General features: G+C 45.4%; 20 protein-coding genes and 1 pseudogene. 13 read left to right on the top strand and 8 right to left on the bottom strand.

What is annotated here, in order from left to right; all coding sequences use genetic code 11:
• Positions 1-47 precede the first annotated feature (47 nt).
• The 6 genes and pseudogenes from EXU57_RS12890 to EXU57_RS12860 all read left to right on the top strand — a co-directional run bounded on the left by EXU57_RS12890 (position 48) and on the right by EXU57_RS12860 (position 7422).
• Entirely contained in the window at positions 48-629 is a 582-nt protein-coding gene (locus tag EXU57_RS12890) for a YceI family protein (RefSeq protein ID WP_165958128.1), read from the top strand.
• A gap of 197 nt (positions 630-826) precedes the next feature.
• Entirely contained in the window at positions 827-1645 is an 819-nt protein-coding gene (locus EXU57_RS12885; protein WP_133268628.1) for a purine-nucleoside phosphorylase, read from the top strand.
• A gap of 128 nt (positions 1646-1773) precedes the next feature.
• Positions 1774-3840 carry a putative porin gene (locus EXU57_RS12880; protein WP_133268627.1) on the top strand — a complete coding sequence of 689 codons (2067 nt, stop codon included), beginning with the start codon at positions 1774-1776 and terminating at the stop codon, positions 3838-3840.
• Between the two features lie 636 nt (positions 3841-4476).
• Positions 4477-4932, top strand: a complete 456-nt coding sequence (locus EXU57_RS12875) for a DUF1801 domain-containing protein (RefSeq protein ID WP_133268626.1) — start codon at positions 4477-4479, stop codon at positions 4930-4932.
• Between the two features lie 221 nt (positions 4933-5153).
• Positions 5154-6560, top strand: a pseudogene (locus EXU57_RS12865) (chloride channel protein).
• A 73-nt stretch (positions 6561-6633) separates the two neighbouring features.
• The gene (locus tag EXU57_RS12860; protein ID WP_133268623.1) at positions 6634-7422 is read left to right on the top strand and encodes a mechanosensitive ion channel family protein; all 789 of its coding nucleotides are present in this window, start codon (positions 6634-6636) and stop codon (positions 7420-7422) included.
• Between the two features lie 150 nt (positions 7423-7572).
• On the opposite strand, the gene EXU57_RS12855 is transcribed toward EXU57_RS12860, so the two are convergent.
• The 5 genes from EXU57_RS12855 to EXU57_RS12835 form a co-directional block, all read right to left on the bottom strand.
• Positions 7573-8616, bottom strand: coding sequence for a nucleoid-associated protein (locus EXU57_RS12855; RefSeq protein ID WP_133268622.1), 1044 nt, complete (start codon positions 8614-8616; stop codon positions 7573-7575).
• A 252-nt stretch (positions 8617-8868) separates the two neighbouring features.
• Positions 8869-9858 (bottom strand): Gfo/Idh/MocA family protein, encoded by a 990-nt coding sequence (locus EXU57_RS12850; RefSeq protein ID WP_133268621.1) that lies wholly within the window; start codon positions 9856-9858, stop codon positions 8869-8871.
• 471 nt (positions 9859-10329) lie between these two features.
• Positions 10330-11451, bottom strand: a complete 1122-nt coding sequence (locus EXU57_RS12845; RefSeq protein ID WP_133268620.1) for a M42 family metallopeptidase — start codon at positions 11449-11451, stop codon at positions 10330-10332.
• Between the two features lie 7 nt (positions 11452-11458).
• Positions 11459-12355, bottom strand: a complete 897-nt coding sequence (locus tag EXU57_RS12840) for a UbiA family prenyltransferase (RefSeq protein WP_165958127.1) — start codon at positions 12353-12355, stop codon at positions 11459-11461.
• Between the two features lie 5 nt (positions 12356-12360).
• Positions 12361-12822 carry a hypothetical protein gene (locus tag EXU57_RS12835; protein WP_133268618.1) on the bottom strand — a complete coding sequence of 154 codons (462 nt, stop codon included), beginning with the start codon at positions 12820-12822 and terminating at the stop codon, positions 12361-12363.
• Between the two features lie 49 nt (positions 12823-12871).
• Between EXU57_RS12835 and EXU57_RS12830 the strand changes: the two genes are divergently transcribed.
• The 5 genes from EXU57_RS12830 (at position 12872) to pyrF (ending at position 17189) form a co-directional block, all read left to right on the top strand.
• Positions 12872-13852: an acyl transferase gene (locus EXU57_RS12830; RefSeq protein WP_207955472.1), complete on the top strand. Its 981-nt coding sequence runs from the start codon at positions 12872-12874 to the stop codon at positions 13850-13852.
• A gap of 382 nt (positions 13853-14234) precedes the next feature.
• On the top strand, positions 14235-14531 hold the full coding sequence (locus EXU57_RS12825) for a hypothetical protein (RefSeq protein WP_133268617.1): 297 nt from the start codon (positions 14235-14237) through the stop codon (positions 14529-14531).
• A gap of 62 nt (positions 14532-14593) precedes the next feature.
• Positions 14594-15232: an FMN-binding negative transcriptional regulator gene (locus tag EXU57_RS12820; RefSeq protein ID WP_133268616.1), complete on the top strand. Its 639-nt coding sequence runs from the start codon at positions 14594-14596 to the stop codon at positions 15230-15232.
• Positions 15233-15582: 350 nt separating this feature from the next.
• Positions 15583-16368, top strand: a complete 786-nt coding sequence (locus EXU57_RS12815; RefSeq protein ID WP_133268615.1) for an SDR family oxidoreductase — start codon at positions 15583-15585, stop codon at positions 16366-16368.
• Positions 16369-16379: 11 nt separating this feature from the next.
• A complete protein-coding gene (gene pyrF / locus EXU57_RS12810; protein ID WP_133268614.1) occupies positions 16380-17189 on the top strand; it encodes an orotidine-5'-phosphate decarboxylase in 810 nt (269 codons plus the stop codon).
• On the opposite strand, the gene EXU57_RS12805 is transcribed toward pyrF, so the two are convergent.
• Positions 17186-17797: an SGNH/GDSL hydrolase family protein gene (locus tag EXU57_RS12805; protein ID WP_165958126.1), complete on the bottom strand. Its 612-nt coding sequence runs from the start codon at positions 17795-17797 to the stop codon at positions 17186-17188. The two genes, pyrF and EXU57_RS12805, sit on opposite strands and share 4 nt — an antisense overlap.
• 226 nt (positions 17798-18023) lie before the next feature.
• On the bottom strand, positions 18024-19289 hold the full coding sequence (gene kynU, locus EXU57_RS12800) for a kynureninase (RefSeq protein ID WP_133268612.1): 1266 nt from the start codon (positions 19287-19289) through the stop codon (positions 18024-18026).
• A 107-nt stretch (positions 19290-19396) separates the two neighbouring features.
• On the opposite strand from kynU, the gene EXU57_RS12795 reads away from it, so the two are divergent.
• Positions 19397-21877, top strand: a complete 2481-nt coding sequence (locus tag EXU57_RS12795; protein ID WP_133268611.1) for a S9 family peptidase — start codon at positions 19397-19399, stop codon at positions 21875-21877.
• 195 nt (positions 21878-22072) lie between these two features.
• Entirely contained in the window at positions 22073-22318 is a 246-nt protein-coding gene (locus tag EXU57_RS12790) for a hypothetical protein (RefSeq protein ID WP_133268610.1), read from the top strand.
• A gap of 246 nt (positions 22319-22564) precedes the next feature.
• Here EXU57_RS12790 and EXU57_RS12785 read toward each other — a convergent pair whose 3' ends face one another.
• Positions 22565-24832: an aconitate hydratase gene (locus EXU57_RS12785; RefSeq protein ID WP_133268609.1), complete on the bottom strand. Its 2268-nt coding sequence runs from the start codon at positions 24830-24832 to the stop codon at positions 22565-22567.
• Positions 24833-24874: the final 42 nt, after the last annotated feature.

Below are 24874 nucleotides of genomic sequence, written 5' to 3'. Positions count from 1 at the left end.
CATTGATATCTGAATTCTACTATCTTTATGTCCAAAAAAAACCACAAATGAGAATCCTATTTGCAGTCGTAATTATGGCTTTGGCAGGCTGGGCATTTACCAACCGTGCAGAAGTTACGAAAATGAGTATTTCAACCGATGCCAGTAAAATCGACTGGGCGGCCACTAAGAAAACAGGCTACCACAATGGTATCATCAAGCTTAAAAGCGGCGAAGTTCAACTGGAGAACAACAAGCTTGTTGGCGGAACTTTCGTGATTGATGTTACTTCACTGAATGCAACGGACTTCGTTGACAATCCAAAAGAGAACAGTCTTGTAAAGCACTTAATGGGAAAAGATTTTCTTGAAACAGAAAAGTTTCCTGAAGCTACTTTCGAAATTACTAAGGTTGACTACAAGGACGCAACAAATGCAACCCTTACCGGCAACTTCACTTTAAAAGGAAACACCTTGCCACTAAGTTTCCCTGTTACCATCAATAGTGCTGATGAAAAACGTTTTTTTGGATTTGCCCATTTCTCATTTGACAGAACGATGTGGGGTGTCACTTACGATCCTAACAGGGCTTCAAAAGACGTAAATATTGGCGTTTACCTGCTTGCCAGCGCACCAGCTCCGGCAAAATAAATCTGCTATCTTATTTTAAAGGCCTTCCCCCCGGAAGGCTTTTTTGTTTTTAAAAACTTGCTTTCGACAGTTTTTGTTCAGGTATACCGCGCTGATGAGTCTTTCTGCCTTCCTGCGGGTTAGGGCCTGTTCCGGGCGACCATCGGGAGTACAATGTTCATTACCATTATATTTGTTGGAATTCTAAAAAATCATTTATGCTGCTAACAGATCAACTAAAGGAAACCGTTGCTTATATCCGTCAACAATATGCGATTACTCCGCAGATCGGGATAGTGCTCGGAAGTGGCCTCGGAAACTTTGTAAGCGAAATGCAGGTTGAAACCGAAATTGCTTACAACCAGGTTCCGCATTTTCCGGTGAGTACCGTCGAGGGCCACAGCGGCAAATTGATCTTTGGTGAGCTGGGAGGCAAAAAAGTTGTGGCGATGGCAGGTCGTTTTCACTTTTACGAAGGTTATACGGCTGCACAGGTTTGCTATCCAATTAGGGTGATGAAAGCGCTGGGCGTTGAAACGTTGTTATTATCCAATGCAGCCGGTGGTACCAACAAAAACTTTGCAGTTGGCGAATTGATGATCATCAAGGACCATATTAGCTTTTTTACCAACAATCCGCTGGTGGGCAAAAACGAAGACCAACTTGGTCCCCGTTTTCCTGATATGAGTGAACCTTATAGCAAACGCCTGGTTGAAAAGGCGAAGACTATCGCGGAGACCATGCGACTGCCGATTCACACGGGGGTATATGTAGGAGTAACGGGTCCCACTTTCGAAACACGCGCTGAGTATAACCTAATACATCTCCTCGGCGGCGATGCCGTTGGCATGAGCACCGTACAGGAAACGATAGCCGCCCGGCATATGGGCATGGAGGTGTTTGCCGTTAGTGTAATCACCGACCTGGGCATTCGCGACGACGAAAACATTATTACCCACGAAGAAGTACTGATGGCTGCGAAGGAAGCCGAACCAAAGTTGACAGCATTATTTGTCAGGCTGGTCCAGGAAGTTTAGCCTGCTATTCGGCAGCACTATGCTCATCAAATGATCCAAAGTGCCACCATGGTAGATGGTGATGATTTAGCCTTTTCTTAGCAGCAATACCTTTATTTTGCACGTTTCTTTTCTCCATAGCCCTATTCATGAAGCCTAAACCCTACCTGCGAATCCTATGTGTCCTGTTGGCGATATTTATGGGTCTCCAATTGGTAGATGGCCAGGAAGGTCCCCGTCGAACAGAAAGACTTCGCGGAGTTGGCGAAAACACCAACGAAACACAGTACGACCGGAATGGCAGGCCCATACCAAATAACAATCGCGGTAACGACTCACTAAAGCGCAGGGATAACAACGATGACTCAATTACCATTTATTTCCGGTATTTCGACTCTACCCGCATCCGCACCATAGACTCGTCGATCAGCAATTTCTATAACCGGTTTCCGGTTACACCGCAGTATGTAAATCTTGGTAACCTGGGGACCGCTTCGCGTTCACTTGTTTTCAGGCCATTACTCAAGGCAGGCTGGGATCCGGGATTTCATGCACTGGACCTTTACCGGTTTAGCCTGGAAGACACGCGCTTTTACCAAACTACCCGCCCATATTCCGAATTGGGGTATATGATCGGGGGTAAGGCCGAGCAAATGGTAAACATCATACACACACAGAACAGAAAGTCCGATTTTAATATGGCTTTCCAGTACCGGTTTATCAATGCCCCCGGCAACTATCAAAACCAGAATGCCAGTCACAATAACTTCAGGATAAATGGGGTTTATCAAAGCAATAATAAGCGATACACCGTTTACGGTATCTTCTTTAGTAACCGGCTGCACGTATCTGAAAATGGCGGCATTATAAACCCGGCGGATCTTGACAAAACGGGCTTAAACGATCCATTTACTATTCCTACAAGGCTTGGTGGAACCACGAATCCCCAAAGAAATCCTTTTAATACCAGGATCGTCACCGGAAATTTGTATGATGAAACCACTGTGCTTTTGCGCCAGCAATACGACATTGGTCAAAAGGACTCCATACGTGTAAACGACAGTACCCTGATCCGGTTGTTTTACCCGCGCTTACGCCTGCAACACAATATTCGCTATACGAGCCAAAATTATCGGTACCAGGATTATTCTATAAACGACTCGCAACGCATAAATAATTATAAAAACTACTTTGGAATTGCCGGCCTGCCAGACACGGTTTTATTTGCAGACAACTGGAAAGAGGTAATGAATGATTTTAGCCTGATTACCTTTCCTGAGAAAAACAACCTGAACCAGTTTTTTAAAGTGGGGATTGCATTGCAAAACCTCCAACTATCAGGTATATCGTCGGGTACGCGATCTTTTTACAACCTGATCGCGAATGGCGAATACCGGAACAGGACGCGAAACCAGAAGTGGAACATCGAGGCCCAGGGCCAGATTTTTTTCGCAGGATTAAACAGTGGTGATTATTCGGCACAGGTAAGTTTAAAGCGTTTGTTAAGCCAAAAACTCGGTTACCTTGAAGCCGGTTTTCAAAACGTTAACCGAACGCCTTCTTTCATCTATAGCGGCCAAACCAACTACCCGGTTACCACTGTAGGAAACCTGAACAAAGAAAATATTAGCAGGGCATATGGATCGCTCTCAAATGCAGCACGCGGTTTTACCCTCTCAGGTGAATACTACCTCGTAAGCAACTATACCTATTTTAACGACTTCCTGAAAGCCAACCAGGAAGCAACCCTTTTTAATGTACTGCATGTATCGGCAGAAAAGAAATTTCAGCTCAGCCGGAAATGGAACCTGTATTCAGAACTACATGTGCAACAAACACAGGGTAATCCCCCGTTAAACCTGCCGCTTGCATTTACCGTAAACAGGATCGCACATGAAACAACACCCTTCAAAAACCTGGTGCTATCCTATGGCCTGGAGTTCAGGTATGCCACACCTTACCGAATCGATAATTATTCACCGGTTACCGGCCAGTTCTTTTACCAGGATACAAGTACAGTGAGTAATCGACCGGAGGTGGCCGCTTTCTTAAACTTCCGGATACGAAGCTTCAAGGCATTTGTCAGGGCTGAAAATCTGAACACGTTGAGAAATAATGAAGGACTGGCTTTTACCAAAAGCAATTTCTATGTGCCATTTTATCCAACACCGGGTTTATGGGTGCGGGTAGGCATATGGTGGTCGTTTGTGAACTAACGATGGCAGCCCAACATTCATTTTGTAGCACTAGGTTCTAAAATCGTTGTTTTTTTCCTTAATCAAACAGGGGAGTTAATTGGCGTTTGCTTTTTAGCTGTAGCAAACGGGAAAGAAGTTAGTCTTTGTAACCAGCCTATCGAACCTTGCTTCTAAAATGCACGCATTAAAGGCAAAGAAAGTAAAACCTGGGGGTATCTTCAGCTAGACGACAGCTTGGTGAATAGTTGTGAAGTTGAGTTAGGAGTGTTAACCCGGGCAACGTAACACTTTGTCCCGTACAAGAATGACGATCTGGATTCGACAACAGCGATCATCAAGGGCAGGTGTTTTCCATTTGGTTTGATAAAGGACTGGGGTAAAAAAAAGAAGGGCCAGGATAGAAATCCAGCCCCGTTTTTAATCCAATATTCTATGAAAAACCACTTATATAGACTGGGTTCTGTTTTGAAAGGTTGCAGTATGATCTAAGTTAGTTTTCGTAACACATTTTAAAGGCAGGGTCGCCTTTATCTGCACTTAACGCACCTTATATCAAGCAGCATATCGATTAGGTAGTGGTGAACACACTTGCAGGCAATTTGTAGCTGTTAGCTTGCAATTTTTGCGATCTTAGGGTCACCAAAATATAACGTTATGACTTCTCAGGCAACCAGTGCAGCGGAATACCTGCAGCAATTACCGGAAGATCGCAAGGCCACCATAGCCAAACTGCGCGACAGCATTTTATTAAACCTGCCCCCGGGTTTCGAGGAAACTATGGGAAGTGGGATGCTGAATTATGTTGTGCCGCACAGCTTGTACCCGGCAGGGTACCACTGTGATCCAAAACAGCCTTTGCCTTTTGCTGCGCTCGCTTCGCAAAAAAACTTCATTGCATTTTACCACATGGGAATATATGCGATGCCCGACCTGCTGGAGTGGTTTACCTCGGCATATGCAAACCATTCTACCGCAAAACTTGATATGGGCAAAAGCTGTATCCGCTTTAAAAAACCTGAACACATTCCGTATAAACTTATCGGTGAGCTCGTAAGCAAGGTTAGCGTAAGCGATTGGATTAATGTTTACGAGCAACATTTAAGGCGATAGGTAAATGAAGGTCACCTTTTTGCTGTAGCTTAATCTAGCGGGCGACCATTATGTCTTTTCACAGAGGAATATTTAATATCCAAAATTTACCTGGTTTGCAGTAAAAGACAAGACATCAACCGGAGTGTCCTTCATCAACTGGCTAGAAATTTTAGGGAAACACTTTTCTATGCAGCCACTAATTACGCTAGGTACTTGTATAATGATTTTCAAAAAGTAGTATGCATTCAATTTGGGAGAATGTGTTAAATGTGCTTCAAGGGCTCCGGGTTAAGCTGACCAATGGAAACAGACAATTCTGGAAAAGAGCACTCGTGCCTTTGCCATATTGGATAGCATCGTTGATTACCGGCTTAGTGGCGGTGTTTTATGCAAAGCTTTTTAGCCTCGGTGAGCAATTAAACCGGTATATATACGAATTGCATAGCTGGCTGCTATTGCTTGTTTCACCCGTTTGCTTTGTAGTAGCATGGTGGCTTGTAAAACGTTTTGCAAAGTTTGCAAAGGGTAGCGGAATCCCTCAGGTGATGGCAGCAATTGAATATGCAACTCCAAGATTCAACTATCGTGTAGACCGTTTGCTTAGCATAAATGTGCTTGCCATTTAAATTGCTTCAAGCTTGCTAATGGTAGTTGGCGGCGCAGCTATTGGCCGTGAAGGCCCAACGATCCAGATTGCCGGATGTATTTTCAGGAAGGTGAACCAATTGATCCCAAAATCGTGGCCCCAGGTTTCGAAAAAAAATATGATTATGACCGGGGCGGCTGCAGGTCTTGCCGCGGCATTTAATACCCCGCTGGGGGGAATTGTGTTTGCAGTGGAGGAACTCACCCGTACACATATCAACTACTTCAAAATTGCCATACTTTCAGCTGTGATCATCGCAGGATTAACTGCGCAGGCGTTGCTCGGCCCATATCTTTACCTGGGGTTCCCGAATGTGAGCAACCTCTCGCCTTATATTTTTTTCGCGGTAATTGCAGCTTCTACGATAGCCGGGTTTGCCGGCGGGCTAATGTCGAAGTGGATTGTAGGTATACTTAAATGGAAGAGCAGACTTAAGAAAATCTCGTGGGAGATAGCCTATGTTCTTGGTTGTGCCGTTGTATTGGTACTGATAGCAATGTTTCTCAACGACTCAGTCCTGGGTTCAGGCAAGGAGCAGATGACGAACCTGTTGTTCACCGATGAAAAGTATGGCGGCTGGCTCGCACCGGTGCTGCGGATTATCGGCCCACTGTTATCATTTACCACGGGAGCAGCTGGAGGTGTATTTGCACCCTCGTTAAGTGCAGGAGCATGTATAGGATCGTGGTGTGCTGAAATGTTTGAACTTTCGAATACGAACAGCAACCTGCTGATCTTAGCCGGGATGGTGGCTTTTCTTACCGGTGTCACCAGGTCTCCATTTACCTCAGCAATACTTGTTCTTGAAATGACCGACCGGCACAGCGTTATATTCCACCTGATGCTTGCCGGAATAGTGGCTGTAGTAGTTGCATCTTTGGTGGACAGGCGGTCGCTATACGATCATCTAAAACATCAGTATATGAACGACCTGGAAAACGATGACATACGAGCAGGCGGAGTTGATGATAAAACAAAAGACAAAGGTGCAGCGCGCTGATACATGGAAAGCCAGGGTAGTTACCCTGCTAAATGGCATAGATTTTTAATACCGAGCAAAAACCAGGACAAGAATGAATATTAAAGATTTTTACCGGCAGGCTTATGTATGGCTTTTAAGTTTCGGGCCACGATTGTTGATTTCCATTGTGCTGTTGCTGGTAGGTTTCTGGTTGATCAGGACCCTTTCGAAAACGCTGAACAATACACTTACACGAAGAAATGTTGATCCGTCGCTACGGCCTTTCCTGATTAGTACCCTTGGGCTTGCAGCACAGGTACTCCTGATACTGGCGTGTATGCAGATGATTGGCATCGAACTAACCATTTTTGCTGCCCTGATCGGTGCATTTGGCGTTGCTGCCGGCCTGGCTTTATCGGGAACCCTTCAGAATTTCACGAGTGGAATACTTATCCTGTTATTAAAACCATTTGAAGTAAATGATATTATTATAGCGCAAGGCCAGGAAGGTGTAGTTACGTTCATTAAAATATTTTATACGGTTGTGAGAACGATAGACAACAAAACCGTAATTATTCCAAACAGCAAATTATCAAACGAGGTTATCACCAACCTTAGCCGCGAAGGCCGGAGGCGACTGGATATAGAACTCAAATTCAGCTTTGGGATTCCGTTTGAACAGGTTAAGTCGATACTGTCTAATGCTATCAACGAACATAAGGGCCTGCTGAAGGAGCCAACGTTCCAGGTAGGTGTGTCGGGGATCGACCCGGATGGCTATAAGGTGGTGACAAATGTTTGGGTAAATGCCTATGGGTTCCAGGAGGTGAAAATGGACCTGCAGGAGATATTTGTTAGAGACGTGCTTGCTGCAGGCATTAAACTACCGGGTGTTGCTTAGCGCAGCTTACCAGCTTAGTCTCATTTGTACATTTATTGCTTTTGAGTGATCGTGGGTTTTAGCCAGCTTTGTTGTAATTACTGTTTGCAGGAGGTTCACCCCGACTATTGTGCTATCCTATACTTCCAAGAAGCCTCGGCCTAAGCATGTTTAAGATTCCTCGTCGAAGTATAACTTGTAAAAATGTTTGCCTTTCATTTCGTCGTAACCCTTCTCAATTAGGTCTTTCCTGCCATGAATATAAACGTGAAAGTTTTTATCGAGTTTTAGGATGCTTTTATAAGCACGTTCCTGCTTTTTAACAGCAGACAGGTGAATGTCGAAGTCGTCATGGATCTCTACTTCTTTAGCCTGTTGATAGGTTTGCTTGTATTGTTTAAACGCATCCTGCACTTCCGGATGGTAGATTACCTCGTCGCTAAACTCATCGAGGTTAAACTGGTCCTTTGTTTTAAAGTATTCCATACTCCGGTTCAGCATGTCTATCTGGTCGCTTTTATTGACCTCGAATTTTTCCTGCATTTCGTTGCTGATAAACAATTTGCACATGCCCATCAGCTGATCCGTTTGATGGTAACTGTTTGCATATGGTTTCAGCTGCAAAAAGTCGTTTACCCAATACTGCGCATCCTGTTTATTGGTGCTGTCGACAACGCAACAAACATATCCTTCACCCCGGTTTACCTTAAATACCAGGCATCCTTTATCGAGCTTGTTGATATTTATACCATCTTCCGCACCTACTTCCCAACTCTGCCCATGTGAAAACACCTTGAGAAAGGTTTCGCGGGTTTCACTCTTAAAGATACCGATGGCTTCGATATATTCGGTTCCGAAAGGCACATTGTGAAACAGGGCAACATACAGTTCACCTTCCTTTACCCGGGCATGGGTGCTTTTTGAATATAGAAACTGAGCGAGTAAGGCTGACTGGCCCGTAAAGCTCTTAGGATCGTCGAAAATTGCGCTGACATAATTATAAACGGTATTCAGGGCAACATCGCTGTTGTGCGTAAAAAAGTGCTGGTCGTTTTCGTTGAAGGGAGCGAGGAAGTATTTCGCGAGTAAACCTCTTACAATTTCATCATTTAGGGTGAGGTTGTTGGCGGATAATTTCAATTCTTCACCCCGGGTTGGATTGCCCACTTTATGAATAATGGCCTGCCTTATTTCAACGCTGTCGATACCTGTCATGCGGCGAAAATAACGTTAGTTTTTGTTTGTACGTTCTTGCGCGCAGGGGTTCGTTGCTATGGAAGGCAAATGCCGAAGGGCTGCGGGATACGAAGGGTTTAGCCACGCCTTAGCGTGGCCGGAGCGAAGCGGAGCCCGGAGAAGCCCGAACCAATGTAGCTCAATTAACAACGGGTGAAAGCCCCAAAGCATCTTAGGCACTTAACGAGGCAACAGCGAACGAAAGGTGTACAGTTGTCTGATTGATTTTCGTTACAGGGTTACCCACGCGTTTTCGTCGGCACTTTGGAAGATGGCTTCGATAACCTGCATATTGTTGACAGCGTCGATTAATGGGGTGGGCACAGCGGAGTTGTTCAGGATGGCGGCTGAAAATGCATCGCCCTGCAGGGTATATTGATCAACGGGTTCATATACGATCTCTTCGGTGCCATCTTTTGTAACAACAATCGACCGGACCCCTGCATTTGCCGGGGCGTTGAAAGGGATCTCCAGTTCGATACGACCCTCGGTGCCAAAGATGTTTACGCGCTGGTAAGCGGTTAACTGGGTGGAGCAGCTGAAAGTGGAAGTGCCCCGACCAAAGTCGAGCATTGCTGAAGTGAGGCGGTCGGTGCCGGTTGAAGGGTCACGTTCGGCGATCCCGATTGCGCGTTGAGGTTCTGCCCCAAAAATGAAACGCGATAAAGAAACGCAATAGCAACCAATGTCCATGAGTCCGCCACCGCCCGCGTCAACCTGGTTACGGATGTTCCCCGGATCGTTGTTGAAGTAGGAAAAGAAGCTTTGAATTGTTTTTAAAGTACCGATGCGACCGTCGCTGACCATTTGTGTGGCACCGAGCCACTGAGGGTGAAAGCGGTACATAAACGCCTCCATAATTTTTATATTGGGATGCTGTTCAGCGACTTGCATCAAAACCCTAGCTTGTGACCCGGAGAGCGCGACAGGCTTTTCGCAAAGCACATGTTTGCCGGCCTGCATTGCTTTGATACACCATTCGACATGGAGGTGGTTTGGCAGCGGGATATATACGGCATCCACATCGGGGCTGGCGAGCAATTCGTTGTAGGAGCCAAATGCCATCGGAATATTTAGCCTTGCTGTTACTTCTTCAGCATGTTGCTGATTTCTTGAAGCCAATGCAACAACCTGGGAATATTGGCCCAATTGCATAGCCGGAATTACTTTTTCGCGGGCGATTTTTGCGGCGCCCAAAATGCCCCAACGTACTTTTTGCATGCGTAAACTTTATGGCAGTAAATATCCTGTTTTTAACGGGTTATATGCAAAAAGCAATCTGATGCAGCATGATTGTGACAAAAAAAATCCCGCACGAATGCGGGATCAAGTTCTTTTGTTTTCGATTAGCCCTGGTTTTTCAAAGTAATGGAAACAAAAAACGGTTAGTCAGATATTGGATTTTGGTTTGGCTTTTCAGCTATATGATATTGGATATTTTGATAACACAAAACTAGGTGATCTCCCGGAAAGCAAAAGGCTGACAAAGGTTAGCGAATAACCGAATGGGACAAATGATAGTGCCAGAACTTTCATTTATTTAACAAGAAGCCCCTGAAACAGGCTTCTGCGAAGTTTAAGTATAGCCGCATCAGACAAATGGAAGAGTGTTTCTTGTAGCACTGCCTGGAACAAAGAGGCCTCGTGCAATTGCACAAGGCCTGAGAATTTGCTTTCTTAATTACGAGCCTGTTAGAAGTACCGTAAGTTAATTTCGGGTGTGATCTTTAGCAATGTTTCATACATGAGCCGGATCGTATTTTCGACATCACTTTTGTGCAACATTTCCACGGTGGTATGCATATAACGGAGCGGGATAGAGATCAGTACAGATGGACAACCATCATTTGCGTATGCAAAGCTGTCGGTATCGGTACCTGTACTGCGGCTTAAGGTGCGCATCTGGTAAGGAATGCTGTTGTTGTTTGCAACCTCCTCGGTGAAGTGAAGCAGCTTGGTATGTACAGCAGGTGCATAACACAGGGCGGGGCCTTTTCCGCAGCTACAATCACCTTCAATCATCTTGTTGATCATTGGGGTACTGGTATCATGTGTAACGTCGGTGACGATCGCAATATTGGGTTTGATTCTCCTGGCGATCATCTCGGCACCCCGCAGGCCGATCTCTTCCTGCACGGCGTTTACCACATATAAGCCAAAGGGCAGTTCTACATTGTTTTCGCGGAGCAGCCTTGCAACTTCGGCGATCATGAAGCCGCCGATGCGGTTGTCCATTGCGCGGCCGATATAGTAATTATAGGCGAGTTCATCAAACCCCTCTTCGTAAGTAACTACGGCGCCGATGTGTATACCGAGGTCTTCCACCTCTTTCTTGTTGCGCGCGCCACAATCCAGAAAAAGGTTGTCTACTTTGGGCGCCTGTTCTTTTTGATCGGGGTTGCCCAGCCGGGTATGAATGGCGGGCCATCCAAAAACTGCTTTTACCGGACCTTTTTTGCCGTGGACGATAACCCGCATGGAGGGTGCAATCTGGTGATCCACGCCACCATTTCTTTTCAGGTAAATAAGCCCCTGGTCGGTAACGTAGTTAACAAACCAGCTGATTTCATCGGCATGTGCCTCGATGACTACCTTAAACGGGTGATCAGGATTGATTATGCCCACCGCTGTTCCATATGGATCCAACAATTCGGTATGGATAAAAGGACGAATATAGTCGAGCCATAATTTCTGCCCGCTGCTTTCGAAACCTACAGGTGAGGCGTTATTCAGGTAGCTGCGAAGAAAGGTGTGCGAGGTTTCCGTAAGTATGGAAGGCACATCGGGTGTTGTTTCTTGTGTATTGTCTGACATAGATTGATTATAAAAATGTAATGCTAAGGATCCCGCAAACGCCTTTCAAAAACATCAGGCCATCGATTGCAGCAAGATAGAAAAGCAGGTTTTTACGTTCACTGATGTTTCTAAGACAAAGCAGTAATAAAATGTAAGGAATAAGCTGTATGCCCACCACGATGAATGAACGGCCCTGCAGCTGCAAAAAAACATAGAGTACGATAAAACTGAGTGCGGCCAGCGGAACAACAACGAGGGTTACGGTATTGTGTACGCCGAGTTTTGCAGGAATGGTAATTAGTCCGTGCGCCTTGTCGGTTGTATGATCTTTAATATCGAATACAACGGCAAGTGAGGAAATGAATAAGAGATTCTGAAACCAGAAAATCAAAGCCGGAAGCAATGATCCCGCAGGCTGACCAGGGTTGCGGACCTGCCAGAACAGGACGGGAAATAAGGTTACAATGCCCACCCAAACAAAGCCAATAACAAATGGTTTTAACCAGCCTACGTGCCGCAACTTTCTAAAAGAGAAGATTGGGATCGTGTAAAGTAAGCCGGCAATAGGTACAAGAAAAAGCAACAACCATAATGTTGGTGAAAGGGTGAGCAGGGCAGGGTAGTTCTTAGCCGCTATGTAAACGATCACCCCTGCAATGGCAAGCGAAAACGTTAGCAGAATGCGGCGTATCAATGCCCGGTGTTTTGCAAACCACGCAGAACGCTCATCGCCCGTAAAGTGAAAACTGGTGTTGTAATAAATACGGCTGTAATAAACAACCGTTGCTAAAAATATAAGGAGGTAAAACGGCGGGCGATTAAGGGTTATGCCCAATTGAAGGTTGGTTTCAATACTTAGTGCAACAGTACAAAGACCATAGAAAACATTTCCGAAATAAAGAATCCTGGTGAACGTACTCACGAATGTTATTGCCGCCTGATAACAATGGGCTCGCTCGTAAAGGTATCACTTAAATTTTTTCCTTTGTCTTTCAGTGCAAATTTAAAAACCAGGGTATCATTTTCACGAACAGGTGGATTGCCTGTACTGGGTGGATTAATGGCAGAAATCAGGTGATTGTTAAAGCCCATGTCGATGGATACAAAGGTTTTCTGGGTATTTGGAACAGCGGGTATCCTGAAGGCAAAAGAGTCGCGGATGGTTGCAACAACCCTCCTGTTTAACCTTACTTTCTTGATATACAGGGAGTCACTAATGTCGCCTTCTTTGTCGGTGACTTCAAATTCAAAATTCAGTGATCCGTTAAATGGAACCACAGTTGAACTTACCGACTTTAGCGATAATGTCGGCTTTGTATTGAACTTGTCTTTACTGCAAGCATACAATACGCCGACGAACAAAAGGGTTACCAATATCTTTGTTTTCATTTATAGCGTTTACCTTTCAAATTTAGCTAAAAGAGCCAATCATTAAGTAGTGGAGACTCACATTGTTAACAATATTTTCTCAGTAACTCACCAGGGTTTTGATGCACTGGCAATTGCTGTGTTTCGCTACCAATACCAACATAATCCGGTATATCAACAATGGGTGAACTTGCTGAATATAATCCCAGCAGCAGTAACTTCCCCAGGTGAGATACCATTTATGCCGGTTTCTTTTTTTAAAACGCATAAGGTTTATGCAGCGGCTGAGCCGCCGGATATCACTTTTGAAAGCAGTGGTACAACGCAAAGCTCAAATAGTCAACACCACGTCAGGCACCTCGACCTTTATATGAAAAGCTGTATAAAGGGTTTCGAAGAATTGTATGGTGATCTTGCCAATTATGCGATTTTAGGCTTGCTACCTTCCTACCTTGAACGAAAAGGTTCTTCACTCGTTGTTATGGTTGAAGAGTTCATTAAACGTTCCAATGATGCCCGGAGTGGTTTTTATTTATATGAACACGATCGGCTGTCGCACACCCTTCGTGAACTTGAGAGCGAACAAAAGAAAACGCTTTTAATTGGAGTGACCTTTGGACTACTTGATTTTGTAGCGCAATACCCCTTGCGATTGCGTTACACAATCGTAATGGAGACCGGTGGAATGAAGGGGCGCCGAAAAGAGATGATTCGTTCGGAGGTACATGATATACTCAGGAAAGGCTTTGCAACAGACAATGTTCATTCGGAATATGGAATGACGGAGATGTTGTCGCAGGCTTACTCCATGGGGAATGGGTTATTTAAACCTGTTCCATGGTTGAAAGTACTTGTGCGGGATGAAGAGGATCCGTTGTCTATTTCCGGGATAGGTCGCGGGATCATCAATATCATAGACCTGGCGAATGTTTATAGTTGTTCTTTCCTGGCTACTGACGATGCCGGACTGATATATCCAGACGGAACTTTCGAGGTTCTTGGCCGGGTAGACAACAGTGATATACGTGGTTGCAGTCTTATGCTCGCGTAGGAGTTACTATTAACCCACCACAATTTGCAAGCTTATTATAATTGAGATCAGCTGTGGTGGAGTACTATGTTCGATAACGTATCCTTTCAGCTTATTGCCCAGTTGAAATCACCATTATTTTGTTAACCGCCAAGGTGTTTACTCCCAACTTGTTTGATCTGGTCAAGACCGGCACCTATTTCAGTTGAACAATATGCCCATGTTACTGATAAGTGAGATCAACACTAATAATTTCATCATGTTTTCGTTTTGATTTGGTAATAGAATTTACCCATATCGGGGATTAAGCTACACAAGAATATAGCTGTAAAAAATTGTTGGTAAACGTCAGAATACGGCTTATTAATTGTTGTTTCTTAAAGTATCCCCAAAATGTTTGAAAATGATAAAGTTGAATATGGAGGTTAGAAAAAATGCTGAGTCGGATCATAGAAAAACAGATGCCGAGTTCTTTGGATTGTATGATAAGTATGGTGCTGAAGTGTATCGGGAGATTTGTAAATGGGTTGAAGATAAATTTCTTGCGAAAGAAATCTTGTTCAAGTCGTTTTTGCAGATACACCGCCGGCTCGACGACGTACAAAATGAGCCGGTACAATTACCCTTAATGCTGGAGATAAGCCAGGATGTGTGCAGGAATATGACGGAGGAAGTGTATGGTGAACGACGTTGTTGTTAACGAGTACCTGTTAAAATTACCTGAGCCATTGGAAAACCCGATGGCTTTTTTATTTTTAGGGCATGTACGATCTGCCGCAATATAAAACCAGCAATCAACAGGTTATAGGGATCATGAAGACTTATCCATTTGTGATGCTTACCGGAGTTGATCGCAATCGTTCGCCCGTAGTCTCCCATATCCCGGTGTTGATCGAGGAGAGAGGCGATGAGCTGTGTCTTGTCGGGCACATTATGAAGTCGACAGATCATTATGAGGCCTTCCTGCAGAATGACCAGGCGCTGGTTGTTTTTTCCGGCCCTCATGCGTATATCAGTGCAAGCTGGTACGTGAATCCGAAACAGGCCTCAACCTGGAATTATATTACGGTGCATGCGGGCGGAACGCTCACCTTTCTGGACGATGACAGGCTTTTGGAGGTACTCCAAAAGACAACTGCCCACTTTGAACAAGATCCTGGCTCTCCTGCTGCCTTTGAGGCATTAGATCCGACTTATATCAACCGCCTTCTGAAGGCCATTGTTGCCTTTGAGATCAAGGTGAAAACGCTCAAGCACGTTTTTAAACTTAGTCAGAACCGTGACGAGAAAAGTTTTAAGCAAATTGTAGATAAGCTGATGGAAGGGGATGAAAACGAGCGTGCAGTTGCTTCATTGATGGTGGAGTATGCTGGACAGAAAGCCAGCCTCTCCCCGGTTTGATTTAACCCGAAGACATTAGTTTACCATTTTCTCCGCAACCGATATTTGCTATCGTTTATTTAAGCAAAATTACTATCCGCCCGGCACCAGGAATTCTATCGAAAATCGTTCCTGCGCGGTTGCGCCAGACGGACCGGCCTCGCACCTTGTGCAGCATAGTATCCTGGGCAAACCCATCCAGCATTTGGCTAAATAAACAACTGGATTAGCATTCACTTTTCTGCTTTAAGCACCCTTTGCTAAATACTTCGGCAAGTGGACTTACTACAGCCCTACAGGACAAAGTTCCTCTTCACCACCAATAAACAGGTCAGAGCTACTTCTCGGCATTTTTCTTTAGGTTTGGCACCATGAATCTATCGCTCGAAGGCAGAAATGCAATTATCTGCGGAAGCACACAGGGTATCGGTTTGGCGATTGCACAAGAGCTTGCCCTTATGGGTGCGTCGTGTACGCTCGTAGCACGGAATGCTGAAAGTTTAAGTGAAGCCATACTGCAGCTCGACAGCACACTCCAGCAACAGCACGGGTATCTCGTTGCCGACTTCTCGAACCCTGAGGAAGTTCGGAATATGATCCATGAACATGTTCAAAAACTGGTCGTACACATCCTGGTGAATAACACGGGCGGACCACCTGCCGGACCAATTGTAGACGCTACTGAAGAAGCCTTTCTCGCTGCATTCAACCAGCACCTGATCTGTAATCATATTCTTACCAAAGCCGTTGTGCCGGGTATGAAAATCGAACAATTCGGACGCATCGTTAACATCGTCTCTACTTCTGTTAAAGTACCGATAGCCAACCTTGGCGTTTCAAATACCATTCGTGGTGCTGTTGCTTCCTGGGCGAAAACAATGGCGAATGAGTTGGGTGAATACCAGATTACGGTGAACAATGTATTGCCGGGTCTTACAACAACGCAACGACTGGAGAGCCTGGTAAAAACCACTGCAGGAAAAAGCGGGGTATCGGAAGCGAATGTAAAAGAGCAGATGCTTAAAGAAATACCGGCAAGGCGGTTTGCCGACCCCGCGGAGGTAGCCGCAGTAGCTGCTTTCCTGGCATCTCCGGCAGCAGCTTATGTAAATGGGGTAAGTATCGCTGTTGACGGCGGAAAAACAGGTTCTATATAACATCAACAACAATGACCAGAAAACAGCTGATCGAAGAAATAGGCCGGAAGCAAAGTTTTTTATGTGTAGGACTTGATACTGATCCGGGGAAAATACCGCAACACTTATTGTCGGCTCCCGATCCTGTATTTGAATTTAATAAGGAGATTATCGACGCAACTAAGCCCTACTGTGTCAGCTATAAAATAAATACCGCGTTTTATGAGGCCATGGGGATAAAAGGGTGGGAGTTGCTGGAAAAGACTGTTGATTACATTCCTGAAGGATACCTGAAAATTGCGGATGCCAAGAGAGGTGATATCGGGAATACGTCGGCGCAATATGCAAAAACCTTCTTTGAAGTTTACAACTTCGATGCGGTGACGGTAGCCCCATATATGGGTGAAGACAGTATAAGGCCTTTTCTCGATTATAGCGATAAATGGACGATTGTACTTGGACTAACCTCAAACAAGGGTGCTAACGATTTCGAAATGTTAAGCACAGGCAGCTCTTTTTTGTTTGAAAAGGTTTTAACAACAGTAAGTAGTTGGGGCACCACTGAAAACCTGATGTTTGTAACCGGTGCTACACAGGCAAGCCAGTTTGAACAGATACGTAAACTTGTGCCTGATCATTTTTTGTTGGTCCCGGGAGTGGGTACACAGGGCGGAAGCCTTGATGAGGTTTCAAGGTACGGTCTCATTCCTGATGTTGGCCTGCTGGTAAATGCCAGTCGCGCTATCCTATACGCGGGCAATAACCATGATTTTGCGGGGAAAGCTGCTACTGTTGCCGAGGACTATAGCCGGGAAATGGCTGGTTACTTGTCCCGGGTTTAGCGGGCCTCCCTGCTAATAACGTCTGCAACTTCCAACGCCCAGGTTGTGTAGGCCTTTGCCGATGGATGCAGCTTATCTGCTACAACAGGGCTTTCATCGATGCCGAAGTTCCGAAGCGGGGTCGTTACGTCGAGATATTGACAACGATAACGGGATGTGATCTCATGATTTAGCTCGTTAAATAAATCTATTTCTTCGCTTATTTTTCTGCGGTTTCTTCCATGGGCAAAAGGAGTATGGCCCCAGTCGGGGATGGAAAGCACAATAACCCTCGAGGACTGTTCCGTGGTAAAATGAAGCGCCTTCCGGATCAAAAATTCAAAGTCGCTCCTGTAGTCTGCCGGAAGAAGGTTCCGGTATTGATTGTTTACGCCTATTGCAAGTGTTACAAAATCGTAGTGTGGCGCAAGTGACATATGCAACAGTTGGTCGGCGAGTTCAAAAGTGGTCCAGCCTGTTTTAGCGACAATCTCGGGAGCATGAATGGTTAAGCCTTTCTTGCGCAGCAGTTGTACAACCTGGCAGGGAAAGCTCTCAAATAGGGCAACCCCTTCTCCTATGGTATAAGAGTCGCCAAGTGCCAGGTAGTTAAAGCTGTGTTTCGACATAAGCAGAAGTTGGTGACAATTGCCATAACGGAAGCTCAGCATCCAGGGCTGTTTCGTTTACCTAAGGGCATTGCACATTTGGACATTCATCAAGCCGTTTCCTGATGGTCCGTATAACCATTCCTTCCATTGACCGTGGCGCCGATCTGCGTCCTGAAGCAAGAATTCTGCCCGGTAGTATAAAGCACAAACCAGGAGATGTCCGTGGAAACTTTCTTGTTTGCAACTAATTCATGGACTGCAAAATCTGGTAGAACTTGTAAACATCTTCGAATGAGCAATACATTGGTGCCGGTGCAACCCGTATAACCCCAGGTTCCCGATAATCGACAACGATACCGTTGTCAAGCATTTTGGTATGGATCTCTTTTCCTCGGGCCTTGAAGTACAAAGAAAGTTGTGCCCCCCTTGCTTCAGGGTCGCCAGGTGTTATAATCTCGAAATCAAGATTTTTCAACTGTTTTAACAAGTATTCCAGGTAAGCTGTTAACTGCTTACTTTTTTGTACGAGTTGCTCAAATCCGACTTGTTCAAACAAAACGAGTGAGGCCCTGAGTGCAGCCATGTTCATCACCTGGGCGGTACTCACGTTCCACCCACTTGCATTTGGCTTGGCTATAAAGCCCTTTTCCATTCTAAATCTTGACTCCTCGTCGTTACCCCACCAGCCTGCCAGCCGTGGTGTTTGTGGGTCGGCTGCAAACCGCTCATGCACATATGCACCACCAACCGCCCCGGGTCCCCCATTGAGGTATTTGTAGGTACACCAAACAGCAAAATCAACTTGCCAGTCGTGTAGTTTTAATGACACATTTCCAGCGGCATGTGCAAGGTCGAAACCGGCAATCGCACCTGTTTCATGAGCAGCTGCTGTTATTGCCTTAAGATCAAAAAGCTGACCACTGTAATAATTGATTCCCCCAAAGAGCACCATTGCAAGTTCGTTGCCGGCGAGGTTGATTGCTGCGATGATGTCTTCAGTATGGAGGGTTTTCTCGCCATCCCTGGGCTTGATCTCAATAATCGCGTCAGCAGGATCGTAGCCATATTGTTTAACCTGTGTTTCAACTGCGTATTGATCAGACGGGAAAGCTCCGGCTTCCATCATCACCTTGAATCTGCCGTTAGCAGGCTTATAAAAAGTGTTCATCAGCAGGTGGAGGTTCACGGTGAGTCCATTCATAATGGTGACCTCTGTTTCAAGACAACCCATTAATTTGGCCAAAACAGGTTTATACGGCTCCTGGTACTGCAGCCATGGATATTTCGCCTTTGAAAATCCTGCGATTGCATGGTCCTTCCAATCGTTCAATTCTTGCTGCACGGCTTCCTGCACCCCTTTGGATTGGAGCCCAAGCGAATTGCCGCAGAAATAGATGGTATCTGTTCCGTTATGTTGAGGAAAGTAAAATTCTTGTTTATAACCTGCCATTGAGTCCTGCTGGTCTAACCTGAGTGCCGTTTCGCGCGTCGTATCGAAAGAATGATCCATGACTGATTTTATTGCAAAATACACCCATCATTCCGAAATGGAGATTTGGTTTTTACCATTAACTTTTTCCGGCATATATTTCAATCTTCAAATTTTCAAAGAAACACATGAGAAAGATTTTGTTGCTAATGAGCCTGGTTCTGGGCGCTACGAGCTGCTTTGCCCAGCAAACGGCAGCTTCAAAAGCAAACTACCAACTTGCATCGAGGTTTTCACCTAAGAAACTCGATAAACTTGTTTTTACAACTTCTGTGGATCCGCATTGGTTGAAACAAAGTGATCGCTTCTGGTACGTTTATGAAACATCTGCGGGCCGTAAATGGTACATCGTTGACCCCACCAAAGCCGAAAAAAGGGTGATGTTCGACAATGCAAAGCTTGCAGCTGAACTTACCCGCATCGTTAAGGACCCTTTTGATGAACAACACCTGCTGATTGATAGTTTACGCTTTATCAAAGATGAAAACTGGATACAGTTTGAAGTAAAAAGCTCCCAGGACGTTGAACGCAAGGACACCACGGTAAAAAAGGGAACCCCGGCCCCCAAAGTAAAAAAAGTCCACTATTTCGAGTACAACCTTAACACCAATCAACTGGTTGAACTGGCCGACTTCAAGAAGCCAAAACGCAAACCAACCTGGGCATCAGTGTCGCCAGATGGCCAAACAGTTGTGTTCGCAAAAGCACACAACCTGTATTGGATGGATAAGGCGAATTATGAAAAAGCTTTGCAGAAAGAAGACGACAGTACAATTGTTGAAAACAAGCTTACCACTAATGGAATTGAAAATTTTGGTTATGGCTTTGCGTTAAATGAAACTAACGTTGACAAAGAAAAAAACAAGAACAAGCGCAAGCCGGTACAACTTTATTGGTCGCCAAACTCGAAGTATTTCTCCACCACGTTAACCGATCAACGTTCGGTTAAGGATATGTGGGTGATAAATAGTGTTGCTGAGCCAAGACCAACACTGGAGACATATAAATATCATATGCCTGGTGAGAAAGAGTCGCCCGTAGAATATATGCTGCTCTTCGACATGAGTAATAAGACCAGTCGTGAGCTGAACGTAAAACAATTTAAAGATCAGTCGATCGATATCTGGTCAGGACGTAGTGCCATAAACACCAGGGATGACGACTTCAGACCCATCATGTGGCTTGGAACAATTGATAAACTCTATTTCAGTCGTACGAGCCGCGACCTTAAGCGCATTGACATTTGTACCGTTGACATCAACACAGGCGAAGTAAAACCCCTGATTGAAGAGCGGATGAATACCTATGTTGAAACCAGGAAACCAGGGCTGGTAAATGGCGGTGATGAAATCATTCAGTGGAGCGAGCGGGATGGTTGGGCGCATTTTTACTTATACGACAGTAAAGGAAAACTAAAGAACCAGATTACGTCGGGTGCGTTTCACAGTGAAGACATTGTTGGTATCGACGACAAAAAAAGGGTTTTGTACTTTACCGCAAACGGTCGCGAACAGAATGAAGATCCTTATTATACCCACGTTTACCGCATCAATTTCGACGGAAGTGGCCTTCGATTGCTGAACGGCGGAGAGTTTGAACATACGACCAGTATGAATGATTCAAGGTCGTTTTTCGTCGACAACTTTTCACGTGTGAACAGTGTGCCCAAATCGGCGCTGTACAATTCAGAAGGGCGGAAAGTTATGGATCTTGAAACAGCGGACCTTTCCTCCCTGTTTGCGGCAGGCTACAAGTTTCCCCAGATCTTCAAGGTAAAAGCTGATGATGGTATCACTGATCTTTATGGGGTTATGTACAAGCCGTTCGACTTTGACTCGACAAAGAAATACCCTGTTGTGGAGTATGTATATCCCGGCCCACAAACCGAGGCTGTAAATAAGTCGTTCTCAAAAGGTATGGACAGGGTAGATCGTCTCGCACAGGTTGGACTGATTGTAGTTACGGTTGGTAACCGCGGTGGCAATCCAAGCAGGTCAAAATGGTATCATACTTATGGATATGGCAATCTCAGGAATTATGGTCTTGCTGATAAAAAAGCGGCCATTGAGCAGCTCTCGGACCGCTACTCATACATTGACATCAGCAAAGTAGGTATTCATGGGCATTCCGGGGGCGGTTTCATGAGTACTGCAGCTATGCTTGTTTATCCCGACTTTTTTAAGGTAGCCGTATCCTCATCGGGTAACCACGATAACAGTATCTATAATCGGTGGTGGAGCGAAAAACACCATGGCGTTAAGGAAAACATTGGTGAAAATGCCGACACCTCCTTTATCTACAACATTGAGAAAAACCAGGATCTGGCTAAAAACCTGAAAGGTCACCTGATGCTTACAACGGGCGACATCGATAATAATGTGAGTCCTGCAAATACCATCCGGGTTGTTAATGCATTGATTAAGGCCAATAAGCGTTTTGACCTCGTGATCTTACCCGGACAGCGCCATGCCTACGGCGATATGCAGGAATATTTCTTCTGGTCACTTGCAGATTATTATAGCAAGTGGTTAATCGGCGATTTCTCCCAGCCGGTAGACATCGAGCAGATGAACCGGGAGCTTGAACTTGGTGCTCCTGCACGCAGGTAGCCCGGACTGAGATTAGTGATATGTACTTGAATATTCAGCTGCCCTTCAATTTAGGAGGGCAGTTTTGTTTTAAAGAAATAAAAAACATTGGCCTTATGGTTTAGGACTGCGTACCCATGTTGTTCCCTCATAAAGGTGCATACTGTTGGAAAGTATGGGTGGTCTCCATTTTGTATATTTTATGCTAAAAAGCATATGATTGAGAAACAGCTGATCAATGATAAAACATTTTGGATAAAGGTAGATCCACATCCTGTTGAGCGGGCAAATCCCAACATTATACCTACGGAGTATTTTACCGCTACCTGGTATCAGCAGGATCCGGAAACAGACGGTGGAGTAGGGATGATTATCGAGGACGAGGATGGAGAAGTGAAGTTGTTTGAGTCGCCTGTTGCAGCCTTGAGCTATGCGGGAAAGATTCTGCAGAAGGGAGCTTAAAATGATAACCAATTTCCCTGATGTAAAACCCGGGAAAGTTCAGGCTGATGCCATAATTAAAGTAAACCATACGTTGGCGGGGGAATGCCTCGACAGCGCACAGCGGGCACATCACGGTTACAGCCACCACACCTGGCTGGTGCACGAGAGGCATTACTAACGTCAATGGGCTAGTCCACTATCCCAATAACAAAAGAGCGAAACCATTGCTGATTTCGCTCTTTCATTTTAAATATTATTCAAGGATTACCTTATTGCCTGTTTGCGGATGATGTTCAGTGCCGCACCTGCCTTGAACCATTCAATTTGTTGATCATTGTAGGTATGGTTTACCGGGATCCTTTCTTCAGAGCCATCTTTGTGATTCAGCACCACATACAACTGGCTGCCTGGAGCAAATGAAGTTAGACCTTCAATATCGATCACGTCGTCCTCCTGTATCTTGTTGTAGTCTTCTTTTTGTGCAAAGATCAGCGCCAACATACCCTGTTTCTTCAGGTTGGTCTCGTGGATACGCGCAAACGATTTTACCAGGATTGCCCGCACACCAAGGTGACGTGGTTCCATAGCGGCATGTTCCCTTGAAGAACCTTCGCCATAATTCTCGTCACCAACCACGATGCTTCCGATTCCCGCCGCTTTGTAAGCCCTTGCGGTGGCGGGAACCGGACCATATTCGCCGGTGAGCTGGTTTTTTACATTATCGGTACTGTCGTTGAAGCTATTTAGTGCGCCGATTAACATATTGTTTGATATGTTGTCGAGGTGGCCCCTGAACTTAAGCCATGGTCCGGCCATGGAGATGTGGTCGGTGGTACACTTACCCTTTGCCTTGATCAAAAGCCTGAGGCCTTTTAGATCAGTTCCTTCCCAGGCAGGAAACGGGGCAAGTAATTGGAGGCGCTGCGAGTCAGGACTAACAAGAACGTCAACTTCGTCAGGGTTTTCAGCCGGTGCCTGGTAGCCCGCGTCCTCAACAGAAAAGCCATTTGGTGGCAGTTCATATCCTGTTGGTTCATCAAGCATCACCTCTTCACCATTTTCATTAATCAGTTTATCGGTAAGCGGGTTAAACGTAAGGTCACCTGCAATTGCAAAGGCCGTAACCAGTTCAGGTGAAGCAACAAAAGCGTGTGTTCCCGAGTAGCTGTCGTTACGTTTTGCAAAGTTCCTGTTGAACGACGTTACAATGGTATTCTTGCGGTGTGGGTCATCAATATGACGTGCCCACTGCCCAATGCACGGGCCGCATGCGTTTGCCAGCACTACTCCGCCAATGTCGTCAAACGTTCCCAGGAAGCCGTCTTTTTCAACGGTATACCGCACCAATTCAGAACCGGGTGTTATGGTAAATTCAGAACGGGTTTTAAGCTTTTTATCAATTGCCTGCTGCGCAATGGAGGCAGAGCGACTGATGTCTTCGTAAGAAGAGTTGGTACACGATCCGATTAGTGCAACTTCAATTTTTTCGGGCCAGTTGTTTGCTTTGGCTGCTTCTGCAAGCTTGCTGATCGGCCATGCCAAATCGGGTGTGAATGGTCCGTTTACATGTGGTTCAAGTTCACTCAGGTTAATTTCGATCAACTGATCGTAATAAGAGGCCGGATCTGCGTAAACTTCATCATCGGGTCTAAGGTGTTCGCTAACGCTGTCTGCAAGCTCAGCTACATCAGCGCGGTCTGTGCTCTTCAGGTATGCACTCATTCGATCATCGTAAGTAAAGATCGAGCAGGTAGCACCCACTTCGGCACCCATATTACAGATGGTTGCCTTACCGGTAGCGCTAAGCGCATCGGCACCTTCACCAAAGTATTCGACAATGGCACCGGTTCCACCTTTTACGGTTAAGATACCCGCAACTTTAAGAATTACGTCTTTTGCACTTGACCAGCCACTCAATTTGCCGGTCAACTTGATACCAATCAACTTGGGCCATTTAAGTTCCCAGGCAAGACCAGCCATTACGTCGCTGGCGTCAGCACCACCAACCCCGATTGCAATCATTCCTAAACCACCCGCATTTGGCGTATGGCTATCGGTACCGATCATCATACCACCGGGAAAAGCATAGTTTTCAAGAACAACCTGGTGAATGATTCCTCCACCTGGTCTCCAAAATCCAAGACCATATTTATTCGAAACTGAAGAAAGGAAATCGTAAACTTCTTTATTGGTGTTAAGGGCGGTAGCAAGGTCTTCCTGGGCCCCTGTTTTAGCCTGTACCAGGTGGTCGCAATGCACGGTACTTGGAACGGCAACCTGCGGCCTTCCTGCTTGCATAAACTGTAAAAGAGCCATCTGCGCAGTTGCATCCTGCATGGCAACACGGTCTGGTGCAAAATCAACATAATCTCTTCCTCTTTCAAACGACTTCGCCTGCATCCCTTTGTGAAGGTGTGCATGTAAAATCTTTTCAGCTAAAGTTAGTGGACGGCCTACTGTTTCACGAGCCTGTTTAATTTTTCCGGGCAATGCAGCATATACCTCTTTTATCATTTCTATGTCAAAAGCCATGATGTAAGGAAGATTTAAATGTGAGAAAAAAGTTATGCAAAT

Origin of the sequence: Segetibacter sp. 3557_3, from assembly GCF_004354985.1 — a bacterium.
GTDB lineage: Bacteria > Bacteroidota > Bacteroidia > Chitinophagales > Chitinophagaceae > Segetibacter.
This window is presented reverse-complemented; position numbering and strand designations above follow the sequence as displayed.

Coding starts and splice junctions, on each gene's coding strand:
- EXU57_RS12890 (WP_165958128.1), top strand. CDS start 48: ATGAGAATCCTATTTGCAGTCGTAATTATGGCTTTGGCAGGCTGGGCA.
- EXU57_RS12885 (WP_133268628.1), top strand. CDS start 827: ATGCTGCTAACAGATCAACTAAAGGAAACCGTTGCTTATATCCGTCAA.
- EXU57_RS12880 (WP_133268627.1), top strand. CDS start 1,774: ATGAAGCCTAAACCCTACCTGCGAATCCTATGTGTCCTGTTGGCGATA.
- EXU57_RS12875 (WP_133268626.1), top strand. CDS start 4,477: ATGACTTCTCAGGCAACCAGTGCAGCGGAATACCTGCAGCAATTACCG.
- EXU57_RS12860 (WP_133268623.1), top strand. CDS start 6,634: ATGAATATTAAAGATTTTTACCGGCAGGCTTATGTATGGCTTTTAAGT.
- EXU57_RS12855 (WP_133268622.1), bottom strand. CDS start 8,616: ATGACAGGTATCGACAGCGTTGAAATAAGGCAGGCCATTATTCATAAA.
- EXU57_RS12850 (WP_133268621.1), bottom strand. CDS start 9,858: ATGCAAAAAGTACGTTGGGGCATTTTGGGCGCCGCAAAAATCGCCCGC.
- EXU57_RS12845 (WP_133268620.1), bottom strand. CDS start 11,451: ATGTCAGACAATACACAAGAAACAACACCCGATGTGCCTTCCATACTT.
- EXU57_RS12835 (WP_133268618.1), bottom strand. CDS start 12,822: ATGAAAACAAAGATATTGGTAACCCTTTTGTTCGTCGGCGTATTGTAT.
- EXU57_RS12825 (WP_133268617.1), top strand. CDS start 14,235: ATGATAAAGTTGAATATGGAGGTTAGAAAAAATGCTGAGTCGGATCAT.
- EXU57_RS12820 (WP_133268616.1), top strand. CDS start 14,594: ATGTACGATCTGCCGCAATATAAAACCAGCAATCAACAGGTTATAGGG.
- EXU57_RS12815 (WP_133268615.1), top strand. CDS start 15,583: ATGAATCTATCGCTCGAAGGCAGAAATGCAATTATCTGCGGAAGCACA.
- pyrF (WP_133268614.1), top strand. CDS start 16,380: ATGACCAGAAAACAGCTGATCGAAGAAATAGGCCGGAAGCAAAGTTTT.
- EXU57_RS12805 (WP_165958126.1), bottom strand. CDS start 17,797: ATGTCGAAACACAGCTTTAACTACCTGGCACTTGGCGACTCTTATACC.
- kynU (WP_133268612.1), bottom strand. CDS start 19,289: ATGGATCATTCTTTCGATACGACGCGCGAAACGGCACTCAGGTTAGAC.
- EXU57_RS12795 (WP_133268611.1), top strand. CDS start 19,397: ATGAGAAAGATTTTGTTGCTAATGAGCCTGGTTCTGGGCGCTACGAGC.
- EXU57_RS12790 (WP_133268610.1), top strand. CDS start 22,073: ATGATTGAGAAACAGCTGATCAATGATAAAACATTTTGGATAAAGGTA.
- EXU57_RS12785 (WP_133268609.1), bottom strand. CDS start 24,832: ATGGCTTTTGACATAGAAATGATAAAAGAGGTATATGCTGCATTGCCC.